The organism is Dyella sp. SG609, assembly GCF_012275375.1.
GTDB classification, from domain to species: Bacteria; Pseudomonadota; Gammaproteobacteria; order Xanthomonadales; family Rhodanobacteraceae; genus Dyella_D; species Dyella_D marensis.
The window spans coordinates 282,194-303,811 of record NZ_JAAZQJ010000004.1 but is presented as its reverse complement, the minus strand read 5'-3'; the positions used below and the strand labels follow the sequence as shown (position 1 = coordinate 303,811).

The 21,618-nt window shown below is 69.4% G+C and carries 22 protein-coding genes; 1 reads left to right on the top strand and 21 read right to left on the bottom strand.

Annotated features, from left to right (window positions below):
• Positions 1–235: 235 nt before the first annotated feature.
• The 11 genes from tolQ to FHW85_RS09775 all read right to left on the bottom strand — a co-directional run bounded on the left by tolQ (position 236) and on the right by FHW85_RS09775 (position 10,143).
• A complete protein-coding gene (tolQ, locus tag FHW85_RS09825; protein ID WP_167252382.1) occupies positions 236–925 on the bottom strand; it encodes a protein TolQ in 690 nt (229 codons plus the stop codon).
• A gap of 24 nt (positions 926–949) precedes the next feature.
• Positions 950–1,384, bottom strand: a complete 435-nt coding sequence (ybgC, locus tag FHW85_RS09820; RefSeq protein WP_168648119.1) for a tol-pal system-associated acyl-CoA thioesterase — start codon at positions 1,382–1,384, stop codon at positions 950–952.
• A complete protein-coding gene (ruvB, locus tag FHW85_RS09815) occupies positions 1,377–2,423 on the bottom strand; it encodes a Holliday junction branch migration DNA helicase RuvB (RefSeq protein WP_167252384.1) in 1,047 nt (348 codons plus the stop codon). Before ruvB ends, ybgC begins: the two co-directional genes overlap by 8 nt.
• A gap of 160 nt (positions 2,424–2,583) precedes the next feature.
• Positions 2,584–4,485, bottom strand: coding sequence for a potassium transporter Kup (locus tag FHW85_RS09810; protein WP_168648118.1), 1,902 nt, complete (start codon positions 4,483–4,485; stop codon positions 2,584–2,586).
• A 4-nt stretch (positions 4,486–4,489) separates the two neighbouring features.
• Positions 4,490–5,086: a Holliday junction branch migration protein RuvA gene (gene ruvA / locus FHW85_RS09805; protein ID WP_167252386.1), complete on the bottom strand. Its 597-nt coding sequence runs from the start codon at positions 5,084–5,086 to the stop codon at positions 4,490–4,492.
• A complete protein-coding gene (gene ruvC, locus FHW85_RS09800; protein WP_167252387.1) occupies positions 5,083–5,601 on the bottom strand; it encodes a crossover junction endodeoxyribonuclease RuvC in 519 nt (172 codons plus the stop codon). The genes ruvA and ruvC overlap by 4 nt, the downstream gene beginning before the upstream one ends.
• A 48-nt stretch (positions 5,602–5,649) precedes the next feature.
• Positions 5,650–6,390, bottom strand: coding sequence for a YebC/PmpR family DNA-binding transcriptional regulator (locus FHW85_RS09795; RefSeq protein WP_167252388.1), 741 nt, complete (start codon positions 6,388–6,390; stop codon positions 5,650–5,652).
• 124 nt (positions 6,391–6,514) lie between these two features.
• Entirely contained in the window at positions 6,515–7,171 is a 657-nt protein-coding gene (locus FHW85_RS09790; RefSeq protein WP_167252389.1) for an alpha/beta hydrolase, read from the bottom strand.
• A 120-nt stretch (positions 7,172–7,291) separates the two neighbouring features.
• Positions 7,292–9,061 carry an aspartate--tRNA ligase gene (gene aspS / locus FHW85_RS09785; protein WP_168648117.1) on the bottom strand — a complete coding sequence of 590 codons (1,770 nt, stop codon included), beginning with the start codon at positions 9,059–9,061 and terminating at the stop codon, positions 7,292–7,294.
• Positions 9,062–9,195: 134 nt separating this feature from the next.
• Positions 9,196–9,747 carry a DUF3011 domain-containing protein gene (locus tag FHW85_RS09780; RefSeq protein WP_167252391.1) on the bottom strand — a complete coding sequence of 184 codons (552 nt, stop codon included), beginning with the start codon at positions 9,745–9,747 and terminating at the stop codon, positions 9,196–9,198.
• Between the two features lie 111 nt (positions 9,748–9,858).
• Positions 9,859–10,143 (bottom strand): zinc ribbon domain-containing protein, encoded by a 285-nt coding sequence (locus tag FHW85_RS09775; protein WP_167252392.1) that lies wholly within the window; start codon positions 10,141–10,143, stop codon positions 9,859–9,861.
• Between the two features lie 250 nt (positions 10,144–10,393).
• Here FHW85_RS09775 and FHW85_RS09770 point away from each other — a divergent pair, with 250 nt between their 5' ends.
• Positions 10,394–12,817, top strand: coding sequence for a TonB-dependent receptor (locus FHW85_RS09770; protein WP_168648116.1), 2,424 nt, complete (start codon positions 10,394–10,396; stop codon positions 12,815–12,817).
• Positions 12,818–12,914: 97 nt separating this feature from the next.
• Here the strand turns inward: FHW85_RS09770 and FHW85_RS09765 are convergent, their stop codons facing one another.
• Genes FHW85_RS09765 through FHW85_RS09720 form a run of 10 tightly spaced genes read right to left on the bottom strand, consistent with a single transcriptional unit; the run spans position 12,915 to position 21,592 of the window.
• Positions 12,915–13,634 carry an adenosylcobinamide-GDP ribazoletransferase gene (locus FHW85_RS09765; protein WP_167252394.1) on the bottom strand — a complete coding sequence of 240 codons (720 nt, stop codon included), beginning with the start codon at positions 13,632–13,634 and terminating at the stop codon, positions 12,915–12,917.
• Positions 13,631–14,182 carry a histidine phosphatase family protein gene (locus FHW85_RS09760; protein ID WP_167252395.1) on the bottom strand — a complete coding sequence of 184 codons (552 nt, stop codon included), beginning with the start codon at positions 14,180–14,182 and terminating at the stop codon, positions 13,631–13,633. The genes FHW85_RS09765 and FHW85_RS09760 overlap by 4 nt, the downstream gene beginning before the upstream one ends.
• Complete coding sequence (cobT, locus tag FHW85_RS09755) at positions 14,179–15,228, bottom strand: nicotinate-nucleotide--dimethylbenzimidazole phosphoribosyltransferase (protein WP_168648190.1); 1,050 nt, start codon at positions 15,226–15,228, stop codon at positions 14,179–14,181. Before cobT ends, FHW85_RS09760 begins: the two co-directional genes overlap by 4 nt.
• A gap of 2 nt (positions 15,229–15,230) precedes the next feature.
• A complete protein-coding gene (gene cobU / locus FHW85_RS09750; protein ID WP_168648115.1) occupies positions 15,231–15,752 on the bottom strand; it encodes a bifunctional adenosylcobinamide kinase/adenosylcobinamide-phosphate guanylyltransferase in 522 nt (173 codons plus the stop codon).
• The gene (locus tag FHW85_RS09745) at positions 15,740–17,215 is read right to left on the bottom strand and encodes a cobyric acid synthase (RefSeq protein WP_168648114.1); all 1,476 of its coding nucleotides are present in this window, start codon (positions 17,213–17,215) and stop codon (positions 15,740–15,742) included. The genes cobU and FHW85_RS09745 overlap by 13 nt, the downstream gene beginning before the upstream one ends.
• Positions 17,212–18,222, bottom strand: a complete 1,011-nt coding sequence (cobD, locus tag FHW85_RS09740; RefSeq protein WP_168648113.1) for a threonine-phosphate decarboxylase CobD — start codon at positions 18,220–18,222, stop codon at positions 17,212–17,214. Before cobD ends, FHW85_RS09745 begins: the two co-directional genes overlap by 4 nt.
• Complete coding sequence (cbiB, locus tag FHW85_RS09735) at positions 18,215–19,129, bottom strand: adenosylcobinamide-phosphate synthase CbiB (protein WP_168648112.1); 915 nt, start codon at positions 19,127–19,129, stop codon at positions 18,215–18,217. The genes cobD and cbiB overlap by 8 nt, the downstream gene beginning before the upstream one ends.
• Positions 19,126–20,421, bottom strand: a complete 1,296-nt coding sequence (locus tag FHW85_RS09730) for a cobyrinate a,c-diamide synthase (protein WP_343203684.1) — start codon at positions 20,419–20,421, stop codon at positions 19,126–19,128. The genes cbiB and FHW85_RS09730 overlap by 4 nt, the downstream gene beginning before the upstream one ends.
• Positions 20,418–21,020, bottom strand: a complete 603-nt coding sequence (gene cobO / locus FHW85_RS09725; protein ID WP_168648111.1) for a cob(I)yrinic acid a,c-diamide adenosyltransferase — start codon at positions 21,018–21,020, stop codon at positions 20,418–20,420. The genes FHW85_RS09730 and cobO overlap by 4 nt, the downstream gene beginning before the upstream one ends.
• Positions 21,017–21,592, bottom strand: coding sequence for a hypothetical protein (locus FHW85_RS09720; RefSeq protein WP_208399569.1), 576 nt, complete (start codon positions 21,590–21,592; stop codon positions 21,017–21,019). Before FHW85_RS09720 ends, cobO begins: the two co-directional genes overlap by 4 nt.
• Between the last annotated feature and the right edge of the window lie 26 nt (positions 21,593–21,618).

Sequence of the window (21,618 nt, the reverse complement as noted above, 5' to 3'; positions counted from 1 at the left end):
GATCGGTTTGCGCGCAGGGCAAGGAAGAGTGAAGGAGTGTACGTCCGTACACGGCTGAGCGATGACGCCGCCATGCGGGCAAACCGACCCGGCGCGAAGGGTTGCCGTTGAGTGGCCGCCATGCGGCAGCACGCGGCTTGGCCTGGCAGCCAGCCAGGCCGGCGCCGCGCACTACCACCTGACAGCCACTCAACGGCAACGCGGGGTACGGGAAGACCATGAACAGGCTCTCAGCTCAGGCCGCGTCGTCGGTCTGGATCTGGCGCTGCAGGACGGAGGAGAACTCCTCCTGGAACACCTCGTAGCGCGACGCCACCCGATCGACCTTGTTGGCGTAGCGGTTGTAGGCCCACACCGCCGGAATGGCGGCGAACAGGCCCATGGCGGTGGCGATCAGCGCCTCGGAGATGTGCGGCGCGACCACGGCGATGGTCACGTCCTTCATCTCGCCCAGGCCCTGGAATGCGCCCATGATGCCGATGACGGTGCCGAACAGGCCGACGTAGGGGCTGATCGAACCGACGTTGGCGAGGAACTCCAGGTTGCGTTCCAGGCGGCCGATCTCGCGGGTGCCGGCCACGCGCATGGCGCGCTCGGTGCCCTCGATGACGATGCGCAGGTCGTGCGTGCGGCGCTGGCGCTGGCGGGCGAATTCGCGGAAGCCCGACTCGAATACCGTCTCCAGGCCGCCGTTGTTGCCGGCGCCGCGCCCGCTCACCTCGCGGAACAGCTGGGCCAGGTCGGCGCCGGACCAGAAGCGCTCCTCGAAGCTCTCCGCCTCGTCCATCGCGGACTTCAGCTGCTGGTGCTTGCGGATGATGATCACCCACGACAGGAAGGAGAACACCAGCAGCACCAGCATCACGGCCTGCACCAGGATGCTCGCTTCCGCGACGAGCTTGAAAATGTTCAATCCACCGTTCATTGCTTGAGCGTTCTCCGCCGCGGGTTACTTGATTGGGGGTAGGCCGGGGATCAGGCCGGCGGGGATCTGGGCCGGGCGCATGCGTTCCAGGTCCACGCATGCCACGCGCACCTGCGCGCGGATCAGCGTGGTGCCATCTGCCCGGCTGATCGTCTGGCCGAACAGGATACTGGCAGCGCGCCGTTCTTTGACTTCGACCGTTACGCTCAGTTCATCGTCCAGCACGGCGGCCTTGAGGAACTCGATGTGCAGGTCGCGCACCAGAAAGGCCAGGCCGGTGGCCGCCCGCACCGCCGACTGGTCCACGCCCTGCCCGCGCAGCCATTCGGTGCGGGCGCGCTCCAGGAAGCGCAGGTAGCTGGCGTGGTACACCACGCCGCCGGCGTCGGTGTCTTCCCAATAGATGCGGACCGGCCAGCGGAAGCTGCCCGGGTCGAAGGCCGGCGCGGCGTCAGACATCGGTATCGCCCGTGAACAGGTCGGCGGCCTGCGGCTGGCGCGGCGGCGGGGTCAGGCCCAGGTGGCGCCAGGCCTTGGCGCTGGCCATGCGGCCGCGCGCGGTACGCACCAGGAAGCCCTGCTGGATCAGATACGGCTCGACCACGTCCTCCAGGGTGCCGCGGTCCTCGCTGAGCGCGGCGGCCAGGGACTCCACCCCGACCGGGCCGCCGTCGAAGTTCTCGACGATGGTGGCCAGCAGGCGCCGGTCCAGTTCGTCGAAGCCCTCGGCGTCCACCTTGAGCATGTCCATCGCGGCCTGGGCCGCGGCGCAGGTGATCTGGCCGCCCGCGCGCACTTCGGCATAGTCGCGCACGCGGCGCAGCAGGCGGTTGGCGATGCGCGGGGTACCGCGCGAGCGGCGCGCGATTTCCTGCGCGCCTTCCAGCTCACAGGGAATGCCCATGATGCGCGCCGAGCGGCGCACGATCGCGGTGAGCTCGTCCGGCGAATAGAACTCCAGCCGCTGCACGATGCCGAAGCGGTCGCGCAGCGGCGCGGTGAGCAGGCCGGCGCGGGTGGTGGCGCCGATCAGGGTGAACGGGGGCAGGTCCAGCTTGATCGAGCGGGCCGCGGGGCCTTCGCCGATCATGATGTCGATCTGGAAGTCTTCCATCGCCGGATACAGCACTTCCTCCACCACGGGGGACAGGCGATGGATCTCGTCGACGAACAGCACGTCGTGCGGTTCCAGGTTGGTCAGCAGCGCGGCCAGGTCGCCGGCGCGCTCCAGCACCGGGCCGGAGGTGGAGCGCACGTTGACGCCCAGCTCGTTGGCAATCACGTGCGACAAGGTGGTCTTGCCCAGGCCCGGCGGCCCGAAGATCAGCACGTGGTCCAGCGCGCCGCCGCGCTTGCGCGCCGCTTCGATATAGATGGAAAGCTGTTCGCGCACCGCCTGCTGGCCGAGGTATTCCGCCAGCCGCTTGGGGCGGATCGAAGCCTCCAGGGCCTCGTCGTCCAGCTGGGCGGCGGACGTGATGATGCGGTGATCGGCCATGGGGTTGGAATAGGTCCGGGAACAGGCGGCATGCGCGATTCGCCGGGCATTCTACCGGACGTAGGTTGGGGTGAGCGCAGCGAACCCCAACAGAACGGCCATCGGGCGAGGTCCGTTGGGGTTCGCCTGCGGCTCACCCCAACCTACGCCGAGACGGGGCTCAGATCTCGACCTGCGCGCCCAGCTCGATCAGCCGGTTGCCCGGGATCTGGAAGAACGCCGTGGCCGGCAGCGCGTTGCGGGCCATGAAGGCGAACAGCTTGTCGCGCCACAGCGCCATGCCGGGGCGGCGCTCGTCGGCGATGATGGTTTCGCGCGACAGGAAGAAGGTGGTGTCCATCATGTCGAACGGCAGGCCCACCTTGGAGCAGCGCAGCAGCGCCTGCGGGATGTTCGGGTCCTCGGCGAAGCCGAAGCGCAGCCCCAGGCCGTAGAAGTTGCCGCCCAGCGGGGTGAGCTGCACGCGCTCGTCGTACTCGGCCACCGGCGTTTCCAGCATTTCCACCGTCAGCAGCACGTTGCGCTCGTGCAGCACCTTGTTGTGCTTGAGGTTGTGCAGCAGCGCATGCGGCACCGCGTGCTGGTTGGCGGTGAGGAACACCGCCGTGCCCGGCACGCGCAGCGGCGGATGCTCGCCCACGTTCTCGATGAAGGGCTCCAGCGCCAGGCCCGACTGCTTGATCTCGCGCACCACCAGCTCGCGGCCGCGGCGCCAGGTGGTCATCACCACGAACACCGCCACGCCCAGCACCAGCGGGAACCAGCCGCCGTACTCGATCTTGATCACGTTGGCGCTCAGGAACGACAGGTCGATGGTGAGCAGCAGCACGCCGGCCAGGATCACCGTCAGCCGGCTCCAGTGCCACTGATAGCGCGCCACCACCAGGGCCAGGATGGTGGTCACCGTCATGGTGCCGGTCACGGCGATGCCGTAGGCGGCGCTCAGGTTCTCCGAGCTGCGGAAGCCCAGCACCGCGATCAGCACCATCACCAGCAGGAAGGTGTTCACCCAGGGCACGAAGATCTGGCCGGACATCTCGCGCGAGGTGTGCACGATCGGCATGCGCATCGAATAACCCAGCGACATCGCCTCGCGGGTCATCGAGAACGCGCCGGAAATCACCGCCTGCGAGGCGATGACGGTGGCGATGGTGGCCAGGCCGATCATCGGATACAGCATGACCTTGGGCACCAGCTTGAAGAACGGGTTGTCGATGGCTTCCGGATGGTTGAGCAGCAGCGCGCCCTGGCCGAAGTAGTTCAGCACCAGGGCCGGCAGCACGAAGCCGAACCAGGCCATGCGGATCGGCTTCTTGCCGAAGTGGCCCATGTCGGCGTACAGCGCCTCGGCGCCGGTCAGCGCCAGCACCACGCCGCCCAGGGCGATGAAGGCCTGCATGCCGTGGCTCATGAAGAACTTCACGCCGTACATCGGGTTCAGCGCCAGCAGCACGTGCGGATTGAGCGCGATCATCTGCACGCCCAGCCCGGCGATCACGATGAACCAGATCACCATCACCGGCCCGAACAGCTTGCCCACGCGCTCGGTGCCGTGGCGCTGCAGCGCGAACAGGAAGAACAGGATCACCACCGAGGTCACCGGCACCACCCAGTGCGGCAGGTCCGGCACGGCCACCTTCATACCCTCGACCGCCGACAGCACCGAAATCGCCGGGGTGATCACGCCATCGCCGTAGAACAGCGCCGCGCCGAAGATGCCCAGGATGGCCAGGATCCAGCGCATGCGCGCATCGCCGCGCGAGCTGCGCAGGGCCAGCGCGAGCAGGGCCATGATGCCGCCCTCGCCCTTGTTGTCCGCGCGCATGATGAAGACCACGTACTTCAGCGAGACCACGATGATCTGCGCCCAGAAGATCAGCGACAGCACGCCGAAGATGCTTTCGGGCGTGGGCTTCATGCCGTCGTGGCTGAGCGTGGTCTGCAGCGTGTACAGCGGGCTGGTGCCGATGTCGCCGTACACCACGCCGATCGCGCCCAGCGCGAGCGCAGCGAGGCGCCGCTTGGTGTCGGCGTCGGCGCCGTGAAGGTTGTCCTGGCTCACGGGCTCAAGCTCCTAATGCGGCGCGCAGCGCCTTGCGGATGATGGCTTCGGCGTTGTCGCCGTCGGCGGCGACCTTCTGCACCAGCCGCGTGACTTCGGCGGGTTTGTAGCCGAGCTGCTGCAAGGCCACGGTGGCCTCGCCGGCGGGATCCAGCGGCGCCGCGCCCTTGCCGGCGGTGCCGGGCAGGCTCACCGCCAGGCCGTCCACGCGGTCGCGCAGCTCCACCACCATGCGCTCGGCGGTCTTCTTGCCGATGCCGGGGATCTTGGTCAGCGCCACCACGTCGCCGGCCTGCACCAGGCGCGCGAAGTCGTTGGTGGAAACGCCGGACAGCACGGACAGCGCGATCTTCGCGCCGATCCCGCTGACCTTCTGCAGATTGCGGAACAGCGCCCGCTCGGCCTCGTGCAGGAAACCGTACAGCGCGACGCTGTCCTCCTTCACCGCATAGTGGGTGAGCAGGGTCACTTCCTTGCCGGTGGGCGGCAGGTCGTAGATGGTGGACATCGGCGCTTCCAGCTCGTAGCCGACGCCGCCGACTTCCACCAGCAGCCACGGCGGCTGCTTGGACACCAGCACCCCGCGCAGGCGGCCGATCATCGGCGCCTCCAGGCGGTGCGCGGAATGCCGACGCGGGCGAGGCTGGCGCGGGTGTGCGCGTGGGTGACGGCGATGGCCAGCGCATCCGCGGCATCCGCCTGCAAGGGGCCCTTGAGGCCGAGCAATACGCCGATCATGTGTTGCACCTGGGTCTTGTCGCCACGGCCGCTGCCGACCACCGACTGCTTCACTTCCGTCGCCGCATATTCGTGCACCGCGATTCCCCGGCTGACCACCGCGCAGATCGCGGCACCCCTCGCCTGCCCAAGCTTCAGCGCCGAATCGGCGTTGCGCGCCATGAACACGCGTTCGATGCCGCACTCCTCCGGACGATGCTCGCCGATGATGTCACACAGCTCGTCAAAGATGCGTTTCAGGCGCAGCGGAAAACTGGCTTCGCCGGCCACCGCCAGCGCGCCATGGAATACGTGCGAGAGCTTGCCGCCGCCGTCCACGTCGATGATGCCCACGCCGGTGCGCTGGCTGCCGGGGTCGATGCCGATGATGCGTGTCATGACCGCGGCGTTACGGATCGCGTGAATGCGTAAAGTCCGTAGCGGACCTTACGCATCCCCGGCCGGCAGCACGGCGTTGTGATAGACCTCGTCGACGTCGTCCAGGCCGTTCAAGCGCTCCAGCAGCTTCTCGAACTGCTCCAGCGCTTCGCCGGATGGAGTGACCAGCGGGCCGTTCGGGCGCATCACCACGTCGGAGCTGTCCACCTCGAAACCCGCGCCGGCCAGCGCCTTGCGCATGGCTTCGACGGCGATCGGATCGGCGGCCAGCAGCACGTAGCCCACGCCGTTCTCGATCACGATGTCCTCGGCGTTGTTCTCGATCGCCGATTCTTCCAGCTTCGCTTCCAGCGCGGCGTCGCCGCCGGTGTGCACCACCACCTGGCCCACGCGGGTGAACTGGAACGCCACCGAGTTGGTGGTGCCCATGTTGCCGCCGTTCTTGTTGAGCGCGGCACGCACGTCGGCCACGGTGCGGGTCTGGTTGTCGGTGACGCAGTCGACGATCAGCGCGGTGCCGGCGGGGCCGTAGCCTTCGTAGCGCACCTCGTGCATGTCCGCGCCGCCCTCGGCACCGGAGCCGCGCTTGATCGCGCGCTCGATGGTGTCCTTGGTCATGTTCGCCGCCAGCGCCTTGTCGACCGCCGCGCGCAGGCGCGGATTGGCCGCCGGGTCGGGCGCGCCGCCGCGCGTGGCGATGGTGATTTCGCGGATCAGCTTGGTGAACACCTTGGCGCGCTTGGCGTCTTCGGCATTCTTGCGACCTTCGATGGACGGGCCTCTACCCATGACGTGTTCCTGGATGATGCGGGCGGAAAGTGGCGAATTTTATCCCTTCCGCATGGCGCGCTGGCAAGGCGGCCGCTTCCGTGCCCCCGGCGATACCGCGCAAAGCGCGCCGTGGCGCGGCTTCTCAGGCCTGTTCGCGATCCGCCGGGACGCGGCCGAAATGGCCCTGGCGCAGGAAACCGGCGATCAGGCGTCCGGTTTCCACCGAAAACAGCAGGCCCGTATGGTTGGCTTCCACCACGCAGTGGTCGGCGATGCCGGGCAGGCGCGTTTCGTCCACCGCCACGCTGCCGTCGTGCTCGCCGTCGAACTGGCCCAGCACGTGGCCCAGGCCGAACGGACTGCGGCCGGCGATCACGCCCACTTCGCGCGCGCCGGTCCACTGGTCGAAACCGTCTTCCAGCAGGGCACGGTTATGCCCCAGCAGGGCACCGCCGCCGCGCCCGCCCAGGTTGGCGAACGCACGCGCCGCCGCACTGCCCTTGAGCGGGGAGCCGAGGCAGACGATGCGCCCTTCCGGCAGGCCGCGATCGTCCAGGCAGGCGCGCAGCGCCAGCAGGCCGCCCAGGCTGTGGCCCACCAGGTGCACCGCACCGCCCTCCGGCGCCGCCTCGCGCATGCGCGCATGCAGGCGGCCGATGGTCTGTTCCTGCGTGGCCGCCACGCTCATGTAGTCGAAGCGATGCACGCGAAAACCCGCTTCCATCAGGCGGCGATGCAGCATCAGCAGCGCGAAGCCGCGCATCCACAGGCCGTGCAGCAGGATTACGTGATCGGTCATCGGCGACAGCGCGGGTCCGCAAAAAGCCAGGCAACGATAGAACGGATCAGCCCTGAGGCGCTGACCCGCCCATCACACATCACGGTCATCACACATCAGAGCATGGGACCGCGAAAGCGCTCAGCCGTTCGCCGGCTCCGCCGCCACCTTCACGTGCAGCTCCTTGAGCTGCGCGTCCGGCACCAGCGAAGGCGCGTCGGTCATCAGGTCCTGCGCGCTGGTGGTCTTGGGGAAGGCGATCACGTCGCGGATCGACTCGGTGCCCGCCATCAGCGCCGCGATGCGGTCGATGCCGAAGGCCAGGCCGCCGTGCGGCGGCGCGCCGAACTTCAGCGCCTTGAGCAGGAAGCCGAACTTCGCTTCCGCCTCGTCCGCGCCGATGCCGAGCAGCTCGAACACCGCGCTCTGCATGTCCGGGCGATGGATACGGATGGAGCCGCCGCCGATCTCGGCGCCGTTCAGCACCATGTCGTAGCCGCGGCTCACCGCATTCGCCGCGTTGGCGCGCAGGTCGGCGATGTCGTCGACCTTCGGCGCGGTGAAGGGATGGTGGAGCGCGACGAAGCGCTGTGCTTCCTCGTCGTACTCGAACATCGGGAAGTCGGTGACCCACAGCGGCTTCCAGGCGTTTTCCACCAGGCCACGGTCCTTGCCGAGCTTCAGGCGCAGCGCGCCCATGAAGTCGGTGACGGCCTTCCACTTGCCGGCGCCGACGAACACGATGTCGCCGCTCTGCGCGCCGGTGGCCTTGAGCAACGCATCGAGCGCGGCGTCGTCGAGGAACTTCGCCACCGGCGAATTGATGCCGTCACGGCCCTTGGCCAGGTCGTCCACCTTCAGCCAGGCCAGGCCCTTGGCGCCGTACCGGGCCACGTATTCGGTGAGCTGGTCGATCTCCTTGCGGCTCAGGCCCGCGCCTTCCGGCAGGCGCAGCGCGGCGACGCGGCCGGCCGGGTCGTTGGCCGGTTCGGCGAAGACCTTGAATTCCACGTGCTTGAGCGCGTCGGCGACGTCGGCCAGTTCCAGCGCGATGCGCAGGTCCGGCTTGTCCGAACCGAAGCGGCGCATGGCTTCGGCCCAGGTCATGCGCGGGAAGGCAGCGTCCAGTTCCACGCCCTGCACTTCCTTGAACACGTGGCGGATCAGCTCCTCCACGAAGTCCTGCACGTCCTTTTCTTCGACGAAGGCGAATTCCAGGTCGAGCTGGGTGAATTCCGGCTGGCGGTCGGCGCGCAGGTCTTCATCGCGGAAGCAGCGGGCGATCTGATAGTAGCGGTCGAAGCCGGCCATCATCAGGATCTGCTTGAACAGCTGCGGCGACTGCGGCAGCGCGTAGAACTGGCCCGCATGCACGCGGCTGGGCACCAGGTAGTCGCGCGCGCCTTCCGGCGTGGCCTTGGTCAGGATCGGCGTCTCGATGTCCTGGAAACCGCGCGCATCCAGATAGCGGCGCAGCGCCTGCACCAGCTTGATGCGGGTGCGCATCATGCGCTGCATCTCGGGGCGGCGCAGGTCGAGGTAGCGGTAGGTCATCCGCATGTCCTCGTTGGGGTTCTCGTGCAGCGCGAACGGCAGGTCCTTCGCGGCGTTGAGGATCTCCACCTTATCGGCCAGCAGCTCGACCGTGCCGGTCTTGAGCTTGTCGTTGGCCGCCAGGCGCTTGCGGATGGTGCCGGTCACGCGCAGGCAGTACTCGTAGCCGATCTGACCGGCCACCGCGAACGCATCGGCATTGTCCTTGTCCACCACCACCTGGGCGATGCCCTCGTGGTCGCGCAGGTCGACGAAGGCGACGTGGCTCTGCAGGCGGATGGTGTTGACCCAGCCGCACAGGGTGACGGTCTGGCCGACCAGGGCCTCGTCGATGAGGCCGCAGTAATGCGTGCGCATGCGCTTGGAACTCCGGGCCGCCCGGGGCGGCGTGAGACGTGGAAAAGACCGGGAATGGTAGCAGGGCCGGCCGCGCGCCCAAAGGAAAGGGCCGGGCCCCGCTCGCGCGAAGCCCGGCCCTCGATCATGCGGACTTACCAGCGGCGATCGATCTGGAAGATGCCGCGGCAGCCGTCGTCCACCCACACGCCGCGGCGATCCCAGCCCCAGGTATCGCCTTCGCGGCAAGGCGAGTCGGACAGGCGGCGCACCAGGCGGACCCGGCCGCCGCGCCCCAGGTCCACCGGGCAGTACTGGCGGCGGCCGCCGTTGCTGTCGCAGCGCACCTGGGCGGAATCGTCGCCCCAGCCCGGGCGGTCGTCGCCCCAGCCGGGCCGGTCGCCACCCCAGCCGCCGCCCCAGCCACCGCCGCGCGCCGGTTCGAAGATGGCGCGGCAGCCGCGGTCGACCCACACGCTGCCGCGGTCGTTGCCCCAGGTCTGGCCATAGACGCAGCGTGTATCCGACAGCTGCCGGGCCAGCTGCGAGGCCGGCCACGGCGTGCGGCAGCGGGTGAAACGCCCGTCGTTGCTGGAACAGCCGATCGAACCCTGGTCCCACTGGGCATGCGCGGTCGGCGCCGCCATGGAAGCCATTCCCGCGGCCAGTACCACGGCCGCCCACATCCCCTTGCCGATCGCGCTCATCTTGATGTCCACCCGGTGTTGAAGGTGGCGCCAAGCTACCGCAGGCAGGGCAACCGCACTTGAATATTTTGCGATCCGATCGCCGGAAATTTCGAGGCAGGCGGCGGCGGTTCAGTCGCTGCTGGCGGGGGCCGGCGCGGGTGCGGGGGCGGGCGCCGCCGCCGGGGCAGCCGCGGCATTGTCCCCGGCCAGATTGCGCTTCTTGTCGCCGTCCTTCTTGAAGTCGGTCTCGTACCAGCCGCCGCCGGCCAGGCGGAATTGGGGCGCGCTCAGGCGGCGGTGGACGGTGCCATCCGCCGCGCACTGCGGGCAGGCGCTGGGGTCGGCGTCGGACATCTTCTGCAGGCGGTCGAAACGATGGCCGCAGCCGCCGCATTCGAATTCATAGATAGGCATGGTGGCTCCGTATTCCGGGCCGGCGCGGACGCCGGCAGGCCGTCATTATCGAGACGAATGGCAGGATTTCAATGTCCGGCGCGGGCGTGCATGCTGGCCCCAAGGGGGAGGCGACGGCCTCTTTCCGCCGCCCGCGCCAACGGGACATGCGGATGGTATGGACGTCTAGACGGCTATTGACGAAGCGCCGACGCGGGGTCTAGCCTGCATTGACGCGTCGCAACAAACCATATCGAAGAAGGGAACTCAGATGCATCAGCGATACAGCACGCTCGCGTCCGCCCTGCTGCTGGCCCTGTCCGCCAGCGCCGCCGCGCAGGACGCCGCGCCCGCGGCCAGCACCGACAAGGCCAAGAACCTCAGCACGGTGATCGTCACCGGCACGCGCGCCGACAACCGCACCGAAAGCAGCTCGCTCACGCCGATCGACGTGGTCTCGGCCAAGGTGCTGCAGCAGACCGGCACTACCGAGCTCTCCACCGCGCTGTCGCGCATCATCCCCTCGCTCACCTTCCCGCGCCCCGCCGCCGCCGATACCGCCGATTCGCAGCGCCCCGCGCAGCTGCGCGGCCTGTCGCCCGACCAGGTGCTGGTGCTGGTGAACGGCAAGCGCTGGCATCCCGGCGCCATCCTGCTGACCAACGGCGTGCTCGGCCGCGGCTCGCAGGCGGTGGACCTCAACACCATCCCGATGGCGGCGATCGACCATATCGAAGTGCTGCGCGACGGTGCTTCCGCGCAGTACGGCTCCGACGCCATCGCCGGCGTGATCAATATCGTGCTCAAGGGCGGCGCCGACGGCGGCGCGGTGGAACTGAGCGGCGGCCAGTATTCGGCGGGCGACGGCCGGCAATGGAAAGGCTCGGCCAGCTTCGGCCTGCCGCTGAACCACGACCAGGGCTGGCTGCGCTTCACCCTGCAGGACGGCCACCAGGACTACAGCAACCGCGCCGGCCCCAACCGCACCCGCGCCTGGGAAGGCACCACCCAGCGCTACGGCGATCCGGAAGTGGGCGACCACAACCTGTTCCTCAACGGCCAGTACAAGCTCGGCGAAGCGGCGGAGCTGTATACGTTCGGCCATATCGGCAAGCGCGACAGCACCTCGCCGGCGTTCTTCCGCAACCTGGCCAACAGCAACTCGGTGCCGTCGCTTTACCCGAACGGCTACCTGCCGCTGGAGAACGCCGACTCGCTCGACCAGTCCCTGGTGCTGGGCGTGCGCGGCAAGACCGCCGGCGGCTGGCGCTGGGACGTCAGCGCCAACTACGGCGGCAACCGCGTGTCGTACGCCACCAACAACAGCGTGAACCGCGCCTTCCTGCACGACTTCGGCAGCAGCCCCACCAGCTTCCACGACGGCATCCTGTCGGCCTCGCAGCAGGCCTTCGACGTGGACCTGGCCAAGGAGTTCTCCACCGGCTGGCTGCCCAATCCGGTGACGCTCGCCTTCGGCGCCGAATACCTGCGCCAGACCTACAAGATCGACGCCGGCGACCTGGCCTCGTACTACACCGGCACCTCGGGCGTGTCCGGCGGCGCGCAGGGTTTCGGCGGCTTCCAGCCGGCCAATGCGGGTTCGCATGCGCGCCACGACGTGGCCGAATACGTCAGCCTGGAAACCAACCTCACCGACAAGCTCGGCGCCTCGCTGGCCGGACGCCACGAGCACTACAGCGATTTCGGCAACACCACTTCCGGCGCGCTGGCGCTGCGCTACGACTTCACCGACCGCTTCGCCCTGCGCGGCAGCGCCTCCACCGGCTTCCGCGCGCCGTCGCTGGCGCAGCAGAACTACTCGTACGTGTCCTCGCTGTTCTTCGGCGCCGGCAATTCGCTGGGCCTGCCGCAGGGCATCTACAACACCGGCATCGTGCCGGCCACCAGCAAGGTGGCCACCCTGCTGGGCGGCGAGCCGCTGAAGCCGGAGAAGTCGCGCAACCTCACCGTGGGTGCGGTGTGGAATCCGATCGATCCGCTGAACCTCAGCATCGACGTGTACCAGATCAAGATCGACAACCGCATCGTGCTGTCCAGCAACCTCGCCACCAGCTCGGCCACGGTGCACAACTACCTGGTAGCCAACGGCGTCACCGATCTCAACTACAGCGGCATCGCCTACTTCACCAATGCGGTGAACACCCGCACGCGCGGCGTGGACCTGGTCGGCAGCTATCTGTTCGACTTCGGCAACGCCGGCACCCTGCAGGCCACGCTCAGCTACAACTACAACAAGAACAAGGTCACCGACCTCAAGGCCAATCCCGCCGCGCTCAGCGCGCTGGGCCTGAACCTCAAGCGCATCGACCGCCGCGACCAGTACGGCCTGCTGGCCGACACCACGCCGCGCAGCAAGCTGATTCTCAGCGGCCTGTACAGCGTGGACCGCTGGAGCCTGAGCGGCGCGCTGACCCGCTACGGCAGCTTCGTCTCCTACAACTCCACCACCGCCACGCTGGACCAGAAGTTCGACAGCAAGTGGCTGCTCGACCTGGCGGTCAACTACAACCTCGACCGTTGGACCTTCACCCTCGGCGCGGACAACGTGTTCAACACCTATCCGGACCGGGTGATCCCCGCCAATGACAACAACGGCACCCTGCCCTACTCGGTGTTCTCGCCGTTCGGCTTCAACGGTGCGTATGTGTACGGGAAGCTCGCCTACCGCTGGTAACCCGCTCTTGCAGGTTGGGGTGAGCCGCAGGCAAACCCCAACCATGCGAGGCGTCTGAGGTTGGCCATGTTGGGGTTCGCCTGCGGCTCACCCCAACCTAGGCCGTTGCCGCGGCGAGCAGCACCGCGGCTTCGGTCAGTTCCGCCAGGGCGCCGCAGGTGTCGCCGGTCATGCCGCCCAGGCGCCGCAGGCAGGCGCGGCGCCACAGCGCGAACAGCGCGATGGCGACAAGCAGCGAGGCGATGCCGCGACGTCCGGCGCAAGCGCATCCCGCGGCCACCAGCATCAAAACGACTAGGTCGATCGCGCGCGACGAACCGGCCAGCCCCTCGCCCAGGCCGCCCGCGCGCACATAAGGCACGAACAGGAACGCCGCCACCAGCGCGGCGCGCGCCAGCAGCGGCGCAAGCAGCAGGCCCGGCCACGCCGGCGCGCTCGCCAGTGCGGCGAACTTCAGCAGCAAGGTCAGCACCAGCGCGACTACGCCCATCGGACCGCAATTTGGATCCTTCATGATCGCCAGCGTGCGCGCGCGGTCGCCGATGCCGCCCACCCACGCGTCCGCGCTGTCGGCCAGGCCGTCCAGATGCAGCGCGCCGGTCAAGGCCACCCATGCCGCCAGGATCACCGCGGCCGACAGCAGCGGCGGCCAGCCATGGATCGCCCACGCCAGCAGGTAAAGCAAGGCGCCGATCAGCACGCCCACCAGCGGATACCAGGGTAACGAACGCACGCGCGCGTCCGCATCGCCGAACACGGCGTGCGGCACCGGAATGCGCGTGAGAAAACCGATGGCTACCAGCAGGCCGCGCATCACGCGTCCGCCTCCACGCGCCACGGCAAGCGGTGCAGCGAAGCATGCGGCACGTCGATATTCGCCATCTCGCCGAAATCGCGCCCTTCCGCGCGACAACGCAACAGGCGGATCGCGCCGCCATGCGTCACCACCAGCACGTCGCGTCCGTGCGCTTCGGCGGCGACATCGTCCAGCGCCGCGCCAAGCCGCGCATGGAACTGCGCGAACGTCTCCGCCTGCGGCGGCGGATGCGCCACCGGGTCGGCCCAGAACTTGGCCAGCGCCTCGCCCTGCGTTTCCGCCAGCGTCTCGATCGGCACGCCCTGCCAGGCGCCGAAGTGATATTCGGCCAGGCGCGGATCGATGCGCAGCGGCAACTCGCGCGCCGCCGCCAGTTCGCGCGCGAAATCCGCGCAGCGCCGCAGCGGCGAGGAAACGACCATGGCCCATGCGCGCTGCGCCACCGCCGCGCGCAGCTGCGCCCAGCCCAGCTCGCTCAGCGGATCGTCGAGCTGGCCGCGATAGCTGCGCTGCCCGGTATCGCCATGGCGCAGCAGGTCGATGCTCATGCCTGCGCCACTCCCGCCTCGGCAAACGTCGCCATGTCCGCATGCAGCGCGCAGGCCAGCCGCAGCAGCGGCACCGCCACCGCCGCGCCGCTGGCTTCGCCCAAGCGCAGTTGCAGGTCGAGCAGCGGTTCGGCCTCCAGCGCTTCGAGCAGGCGTGCATGGCCGCGTTCCTGCGAGCGGTGCGAGAACAGCATCCAGGGACGGCAGGCCGGCTGCAGGCGCGCCGCCACCAGAGCCGCGGCGCTGGTGATAAAGCCGTCCACCAGCACCGGCATGCCGCGCTGGGCGGCGGCTATGTAGGCACCTGCCAGCGCAGCCAGCTCGAAGCCGCCGACGCAACGCAGCCATGCGATCGGCGCAGCCGCTTCACCATGCAAGGCGAGCGCCCGCTGCACCGCCGCGGCCTTGCGCGCGACACCGGCTTCATCGAGTCCCGTCCCCGCACCGGCCAGCGCATCGGGCGCCTCGCCGAGCAAGGCGCAAGCCAGCGCCGTGGCGGCGGTGGTGTTGCCGATGCCCATCTCGCCGCCGATAAACAGTTGCGCGCCCGCTTCATCGGCGAGCCGCACGCTCTGCGCACCTGCCTGCAAAGCCAGCGCGAGCTGCGCGGTCGACATCGCCTCGCCCCGCGCAAAGTTCGCCGTCTGCGCGGCAATCCACGCGCGCCGCACGCCGGGCAGCTCGCCCACGTCGTTGACCGTGCCCAGGTTCACCACTTCCAGCGAAGCGCCCAGCTCGCGCGCCAGCACGCTGATCGCCGCGCCGCCCTGCGCGAAGTTCGCCACCATCGCGCCGGTCACCGCCTGCGGGAAGGCCGACACGCCTTCCTCCGCCACGCCGTGGTCCGCCGCGAACACGCTGATCCACACTTTTTCCAGCGACGGCTTCACCGCGCCCTGCAAGGCCGCCAGCTGCACCGCCGCGGTTTCCAGCGCGCCCAGCGAACCCGGCGGCTTGGTCAGTTGCGCCTGCCGTTCCAGCGCGGCCACGGCCGCCACCGCATCGGGCGCGCGGCAAGGCAGGTCCAGCCAATCGAGAGTTTCCATGGTCATGCAAGATTTCCTTTGAGAGCCAGCGGCAGGCCTGCCGCGACGAACAGCACGCGTCCGCACACCGCGGCCAGCGCTTGATGCAGGCGGCCGGCTTCGTCGACGAAGCGCCGGCTCAGTTCGCCCATCGGCACGATGCCGAGGCCGACTTCGTTGCTCACCAGCAGGATGGTGCCGGGCAGATCGGGCAGCACGTCGAGCAAGGCCTGCCGCTCGCGCGCGAAGCGTTCGCCATCGGCATCGCCGAGCAGGTTGCTCAGCCACAGCGTGAGGCAGTCCACCAGCACGCAGCGATCCGCCCGCGCATGCGCGCGCAGCGCATCGGCGAGCGCCAGCGGCTCCTCCACGTCGTGCCAGTGCGGCGGCCGGCTGGCGCGATGGTGCGCGATGCGCGCCGCCATCTCGGCATCCAGCGCCTGCGCCGTGGCGAGATAGACCACATCGAGCCCGCTCTCCGCCGCCATGCGCTCGGCCAGCGCACTCTTGCCGGAACGGGCGCCACCGAGGATCAGGCTGCGCATGCGTCGTTCACTCCCAGCAGCGCGGCCAGGCGCGTGGTATCCAGATGCGTTTCCACCGCGTCGGCCAGCCGCTCCAGGCTCGCTTCGCGCAAGGCGCGCACGTCGACGGCGAGCGGCGCGTGCAGGCCGGCCCAGCGCAGCAGCGCCTGCAGCGCGGCGGGCTCGTCGAACAGGCCGTGCAGATAGGTGCCGAGCACTTGGCCGTCGGCGGAGATCGCGCCGTCGGCGCGGCCATCGGCCAGCAGGCAGGCCGGCGCATCGAGCGCGGGGCCGGTGCTGCGGCCGCAATGGATTTCGTAGCCGGCGACGTCCGCGTCGTCCAGCGCGAGCTTGCCTTGCGCGCGGCGCAGCTGCTTCTCCGGCTCCAGCACCGTCTCCATCGCCAGCCAGCCCAGGCCCGCGCTGGAACCCGCTTCGCCTTCGATGCCGTGCGGATCGTGCACCGCCTGTCCCAGCATCTGGAAACCCCCGCAGATGCCGATCAGCTTGCCGCCATAGCGCAGGTGCCGCGCGATCGCCCCGGCCCAGCCCTGTGCGCGCAGCCACTCCAGGTCGGCGCGCGTCGCCTTCGAACCCGGCAGCACGATCAGGTCGCACGGCGGCCACGCCTCGCCCGGCCCCACCAGGCGCACGTCCAGCTGCGGATGCGCGCGCAGCGCGTCGAAATCGGTGTGGTTGCTGATGCGCGGCAAGGCCGGCACCGCCACGCGCAGCAGTGCGTCTTCGCGCCGGCCCGCATCGCGCGGCAGCGCGTCCTCCGCTTCCAGCTGCAGGCCATGCAGATACGGCAGCACCCCGAACACCGGCTTGCCGGTCTCGCGCTCCAGCCAATCCAGGCCCGGCTGCAGCAGCGCCAGATCGCCGCGGAAGCGATTGATCACGAAACCGGCCACCCGCGCCCTTTCGCTCGCCGACAGCAAGGCCAGGGTACCGACCAGATGCGCGAACACGCCGCCGCGGTCGATGTCGGCCACCAGCAGCACCGGGCAGTCCACGGTTTCCGCGTAACCCATATTGGCGATATCGCGGTCGCGCAGATTGATCTCGGCCGGACTGCCCGCGCCTTCGACCACCACCGCCGCGTAGCGCTGCGCCAGGCGCCCATGCGAAGCGAGCACCGCGTCCATCGCCACCTGCTTGTAGCGGTGGTAGTCGCGCGCATCCATGTTGCCGACCGCGCGGCCATGCACGATCACCTGCGCGCCGGTATCGCTCTGCGGCTTCAGCAGCACCGGATTGAAATCGGTATGCGGCGGCACGCCTGCCGCCTGCGCCTGCACCGCCTGGGCGCGACCGATCTCGCCGCCGTCCTCGGTGACGGCGGCATTGAGCGCCATGTTCTGCGGCTTGAACGGCGCCACCGCCACGCCGCGCCGGCGCAGCCAGCGGCATAGCGCGGCGACCACGGTGCTCTTGCCGGCGTCGGAGGTGCAGCCCTGGATCATCAATACGCGTGCGCTCATGGCGCGACCTCCTGCTTTCGATCGATCGAACGCCAGCCGGCCAGCGCCGCATCGAGCCGCGCGAACGCCGCGTCGTCGCCGGGCAGGCCGAAGCGCAGGCTGTGCGGCTGCTCGAAGCGGCGCACCAGCACGCCCTGCCGTGCGAGCGCGCGTTGCAGCGCCGCCGCGCGGTCGTCGCGGCGCCAGTGAAAGAACGCGCAGCCGGCATCCGGAGCCAAGCCATGGTGTGTGAGCAGCTTCGACAGGCGCGCGGCGGTGGCGTGCAAACGCTCGCGCTGCGCCGACTGCCAGGCCGTATCGGCCAGTGCCAGCTTCAGCACGTGGCGCGCCGGACCGCTCAAGCTCCATGGCCCCAGGCGCTCGCGCAGCGCCACCAGCAGCGCGGGTTCCGCACAGACGAAACCGGCGCGCGCGCCGGCCAGGCCGAAGAACTTGCCCACCGAGCGCAGCACGATCAGGCCGGGCAGCGCATGCGCCGCGCACAGGCTGCGTTCGGGCGTGGCGTCGATAAACGCCTCGTCCACCACCAGCCAGCCGCCGCGGCGGGCCAGCGTGGCGTGCAAGGCAAGCAATGTGTCGAGCTCGAAACGTTCGCCGCCGGGGTTGTTGGGATGGATCAGCACGACCACGTCGTAGCGCACCGCACGGGCGAACAGCGCATCGGCGGCGGCGCGTTCCACCTTGTGTCCCGCGCGCTGCCAGGCGTGCGCGTGTTCGGCATAACCAGGATCGAGCACACCTACGCGCGAGCGCTCGCGCAGCGACGGCAAAGCCTGGATCGCCGACTGCGAACCGGCCACCGGCAGCAGCGAAGGATGCCCGTAATAAGTGCGCGCGATATCGATCAGGCCGTCATCGTCTTCCGGCAACCGCTGCCATGCGGATACGGGCAGCGGCGGCACGGGCCATGCGTACGGGCTGACGCCAGTGGAAAGGTCGAGCCATTGCTCCGCGGGAATGCCGTACTCGTGCGCGGCGCGCAGCAGGCGTCCACCATGTTCAAGCATGATGATCTCCGAGGATGGGCACGAGACACCAGATCGCCGCCAGCCACAGCAGCACGCTCCGCCGCACCAGCCGCAGCGCGCGCCGGATCGCCGCGGCATCGGGCGCAGCGCCTTCGCCCAGCACGGGACGCTGCTCCCACACGCCTGCATAAGGCGCGGCGCCACCAAGTCGCACGCCCAGCGCACCCGCGCCGGCCGCCATCACCGGCCCCGCATTCGGGCTGTCCCACGCCGGCGCCTGCCGGCGCCAGCCATGCCATGCGCGCAGGAAGTCGCCGAGCAGCGCATAGCTCAGCGCCGTCAACCGCGCGGGCATGAAATTCAGCACGTCGTCGATCCGCGCGGCGGCCCAGCCGTAGCGCTCATAGCGCTCGTTGCGATAGCCCCACATTGCATCCAGCGTATTGGCCAGCCGGTACAGCACCGCCCCCGGCGCGCCCAGCAGCAGAAACCAGAACAGCGCGCCGAACACCGCATCGCTGCCGTTCTCCAGCACCGATTCCGTGGCGGCCGCCGCGACTTGCCGCTCATCCAGCAAGGCCGTGTCGCGGCTCACCATGCGCCCCACCGCCGTGCGCGCCGCGGCCAGATCGCCGCGCTCCAGCGCATCCGCCACCGGCAGGGCGTGCTCGCCCAGGCTGCGCAAACCTACGGCGAGATAAAGCATCGCCGCGCCGAACAGCAGGTCGACCCAAGCCGGCAATACCCTCGCTATCGCCCACGTCGCCACCACCCATGGCAACACCGCCACGCACCACGCCAGCACACCCGCCCCACGCTTGTCGCGGTGCAGCCGCGCCTCGATCGCCCGCGCCCAGCCGCCGAACGCCACCAGCGGATGCGCGCGGCGCGGTTCGCCGAGCAGCGCGTCCAGCAGCAGCGCCAGGGTGAGCGCCAGCGCGGTCATGGCAGGAACAGACGCAGGGCCGCTTCCGTTGCGGAAGGAAAGTACAGATGCACGAAGCTCGCGGTGAGCCGTGCACGCCGGTACACCGCTTCCTTGGCGGGGCCACCGTCGGGGTTGCTTGCATGCACCAGCGGCGGCTGGGTGATCTCCGCATGCGCGTAGTGGAAGGTGTGGCCGCGCAGCGTGCCTTCCGGCAGCTCGACGGATTGCATGCCCAGTCCCGCCAGCCGCTCGCGCACCACCGCCCAGCCGGGCAGCAGCCCCGCCATGGTGTGCGCATCGCTTTCGCGCGTGGCCAGGGCATCGAGCAGGCTGAGCATGCCGCCGCATTCCGCCAGCAAAGGCTTGCCCGCATCGACGTGCGCGCGCAGCGCGGCGTGCAGGTCCTTGCGCTCGGCCAGCCGCGCCAGATGCAGTTCGGGATAGCCGCCGGGCAGCCAGGCCGCATCGCAACCGGGCAAGGCATCGCCGGCCAGCGGCGAGAACCAGCACAGTTCCGCGCCGGCCTGGCGCAGCACGTCCAGGTTGGCGGGATACAGGAAACAGAACGCGTCGTCGCGTGCGATGGCGATGCGCCGGCCTTCGAGCAGGCGCGGCACCTGCATTGCTTCGACCGCGCTGAACGCCACTGGCGGCGGCAAGTCCAGTCCGGCGTGCAGCTCCATCGCATCGGCCAGCGCATCCAGGCGCGCATCCAGGTCGGCCAGCTCGCCCGCGGCGACCAGGCCGAGATGCCGTTCCGGCAAGGCCAGCGCCGGATCGCGCGGCAAGGCGCCGAACCAGTGCAGCTCCGGCGGCAGGCTCCCGGCCAGCAGCTTGGCGTGGTAAGCGCCACCGATGCGGTTGGCGGCCACGCCATGCACCTGCAAACCTTCGCGATAACGCGCCAACCCCGTCGCCACCGCGCCGAAGGTCTGCGCCATCGCCGAACCGTCGATCACCGCCAGCACCGGCAAGCCGAAGCGCTGCGACAGGTCGGCGCTGGAGGTGCCGCCGTCGAACAGGCCCATCACGCCTTCGACCAGGATCAGGTCGGCCTCGCTCGCCGCCGCATACAGCCGCGCGCGGACATCGGCTTCGCCGCACATCCACAGATCCAGCTGATACACCGGCGCGCCGCTCGCGCGCTCCAGCACCATCGGATCGAGAAAATCCGGCCCGGTCTTGAACACCCGCACGCGCCGTCCGCGCCGCGCATGCGCGCGTGCCAGCGCCGCGGTGAACGAGGTCTTGCCCTGCCCCGAAGCCGGCGCGGACACCAGCAACGCGGGCACCTGCCGCACGGCGTTCACAGCTCGACTCCCAGCTGCGCGCGGATGCCCGCCTCGAACGCATGCTTGACCACGCGCATCTCGGTCACCGTATCGGCCACCGCCACCAGCGCATCGGGCGCGCCGCGGCCGGTGATCACCACGTGCTGGCCGGCCGGACGCGCGGCCAGCGCGGGCAGCACGTGCTCCAGCGTCACGTACTGCTTGACCAGCGCGATATTCAGCTCGTCCAGCAACACCAGCCGGTAGCGCTCGTCCGCCAGCATGCGCGCGGCGATCTGCCAGGCGGCCTGCGCGGCGGCGACGTCGCGCGCCTTGTCCTGGGTTTCCCAGGTAAAGCCCTCGCCCATCACGTGGTAGTCGACCATGTCCGGAAAGCGGCGGAAGAACGCCTCCTCGCCGGTGGAGAAGCTGCCCTTGATGAACTGCACCACGCCGCAGTGGAAACCGTGGCCGAGCGAGCGCGCCAGCATGCCGAAGCCCGACGAGCTCTTGCCCTTGCCGTTGCCGGTGTTCACTACCAGCACGCCGCGGTCGATGGTGGCGCGGGCGATCTTGCGGTCGACCAGCTCCTTCTTGCGCTGCATGCGCTCGCGGTGGCGCAGTTCTTCGTCGCTCATGCCCGGGTTCCTGCCTGGCGGGTGGAGTTCACGCGCGCCAGCGCCCAGTACGCCGCCAGCGCCACGATCACATAGGTCAGCGTGGTGCGCACGAACAGCGGGCCCCACTGCCACAAGCGGGCAACGTACTCGCCCAGGTGCGGATTCGCATAGCGCCCGCCCAGCCAGTAGAACGCGCCGTTGGAAATGGCGAACGAGACCGAAGCCGCCACCAGCGCCACGCCGAACGCACCGGCCAGCGCCAGCGGCGCCGGCGCCATCCGCGCTGACCACAGCCGCCCCGCGTACCACAGCACCGCATACGCGGGCAGCAGGAACGAGTAGGCCGGCGTCACGCAGAAATCGCTGACGCCGGCATACGACACCGACACCCAGTCCAGCACCACCGCCAGCGCCATGAACGCGGCAAAGGCCAGGTGCCGCCGCAGCCACAGGCCGCCCAGGAAGAACAGCGCCATCGAGGCATCGGGCAGATGCAGCGCGGTGCCGAAGTGATGGAAGCGCGTGGCGATCATCACCGCGGCGAACACGATGGCGAGCGGTACGGAGAAGCGTGGCATGGCGGTGGACATGGTGCGGTCCTCGGGGCGGAGGGGAT

What these genes read in the sequence shown, in the direction of transcription:
- tolQ (WP_167252382.1), bottom strand. Translation starts at nt 925, where the DNA reads ATGAACGGTGGATTGAACATTTTCAAGCTCGTCGCGGAAGCGAGCATC.
- ybgC (WP_168648119.1), bottom strand. Translation starts at nt 1,384, where the DNA reads ATGTCTGACGCCGCGCCGGCCTTCGACCCGGGCAGCTTCCGCTGGCCG.
- ruvB (WP_167252384.1), bottom strand. Translation starts at nt 2,423, where the DNA reads ATGGCCGATCACCGCATCATCACGTCCGCCGCCCAGCTGGACGACGAG.
- ruvA (WP_167252386.1), bottom strand. Translation starts at nt 5,086, where the DNA reads ATGATCGGCCGCCTGCGCGGGGTGCTGGTGTCCAAGCAGCCGCCGTGG.
- ruvC (WP_167252387.1), bottom strand. Translation starts at nt 5,601, where the DNA reads ATGACACGCATCATCGGCATCGACCCCGGCAGCCAGCGCACCGGCGTG.
- FHW85_RS09795 (WP_167252388.1), bottom strand. Translation starts at nt 6,390, where the DNA reads ATGGGTAGAGGCCCGTCCATCGAAGGTCGCAAGAATGCCGAAGACGCC.
- FHW85_RS09790 (WP_167252389.1), bottom strand. Translation starts at nt 7,171, where the DNA reads ATGACCGATCACGTAATCCTGCTGCACGGCCTGTGGATGCGCGGCTTC.
- aspS (WP_168648117.1), bottom strand. Translation starts at nt 9,061, where the DNA reads ATGCGCACGCATTACTGCGGCCTCATCGACGAGGCCCTGGTCGGCCAG.
- FHW85_RS09780 (WP_167252391.1), bottom strand. Translation starts at nt 9,747, where the DNA reads ATGAGCGCGATCGGCAAGGGGATGTGGGCGGCCGTGGTACTGGCCGCG.
- FHW85_RS09775 (WP_167252392.1), bottom strand. Translation starts at nt 10,143, where the DNA reads ATGCCTATCTATGAATTCGAATGCGGCGGCTGCGGCCATCGTTTCGAC.
- FHW85_RS09770 (WP_168648116.1), top strand. Translation starts at nt 10,394, where the DNA reads ATGCATCAGCGATACAGCACGCTCGCGTCCGCCCTGCTGCTGGCCCTG.
- FHW85_RS09760 (WP_167252395.1), bottom strand. Translation starts at nt 14,182, where the DNA reads ATGAGCATCGACCTGCTGCGCCATGGCGATACCGGGCAGCGCAGCTAT.
- cobT (WP_168648190.1), bottom strand. Translation starts at nt 15,228, where the DNA reads ATGGAAACTCTCGATTGGCTGGACCTGCCTTGCCGCGCGCCCGATGCG.
- cobU (WP_168648115.1), bottom strand. Translation starts at nt 15,752, where the DNA reads ATGCGCAGCCTGATCCTCGGTGGCGCCCGTTCCGGCAAGAGTGCGCTG.
- FHW85_RS09745 (WP_168648114.1), bottom strand. Translation starts at nt 17,215, where the DNA reads ATGAGCGCACGCGTATTGATGATCCAGGGCTGCACCTCCGACGCCGGC.
- cobD (WP_168648113.1), bottom strand. Translation starts at nt 18,222, where the DNA reads ATGCTTGAACATGGTGGACGCCTGCTGCGCGCCGCGCACGAGTACGGC.
- cbiB (WP_168648112.1), bottom strand. Translation starts at nt 19,129, where the DNA reads ATGACCGCGCTGGCGCTCACCCTGGCGCTGCTGCTGGACGCGCTGCTC.
- cobO (WP_168648111.1), bottom strand. Translation starts at nt 21,020, where the DNA reads ATGAGCGACGAAGAACTGCGCCACCGCGAGCGCATGCAGCGCAAGAAG.
- FHW85_RS09720 (WP_208399569.1), bottom strand. Translation starts at nt 21,592, where the DNA reads ATGTCCACCGCCATGCCACGCTTCTCCGTACCGCTCGCCATCGTGTTC.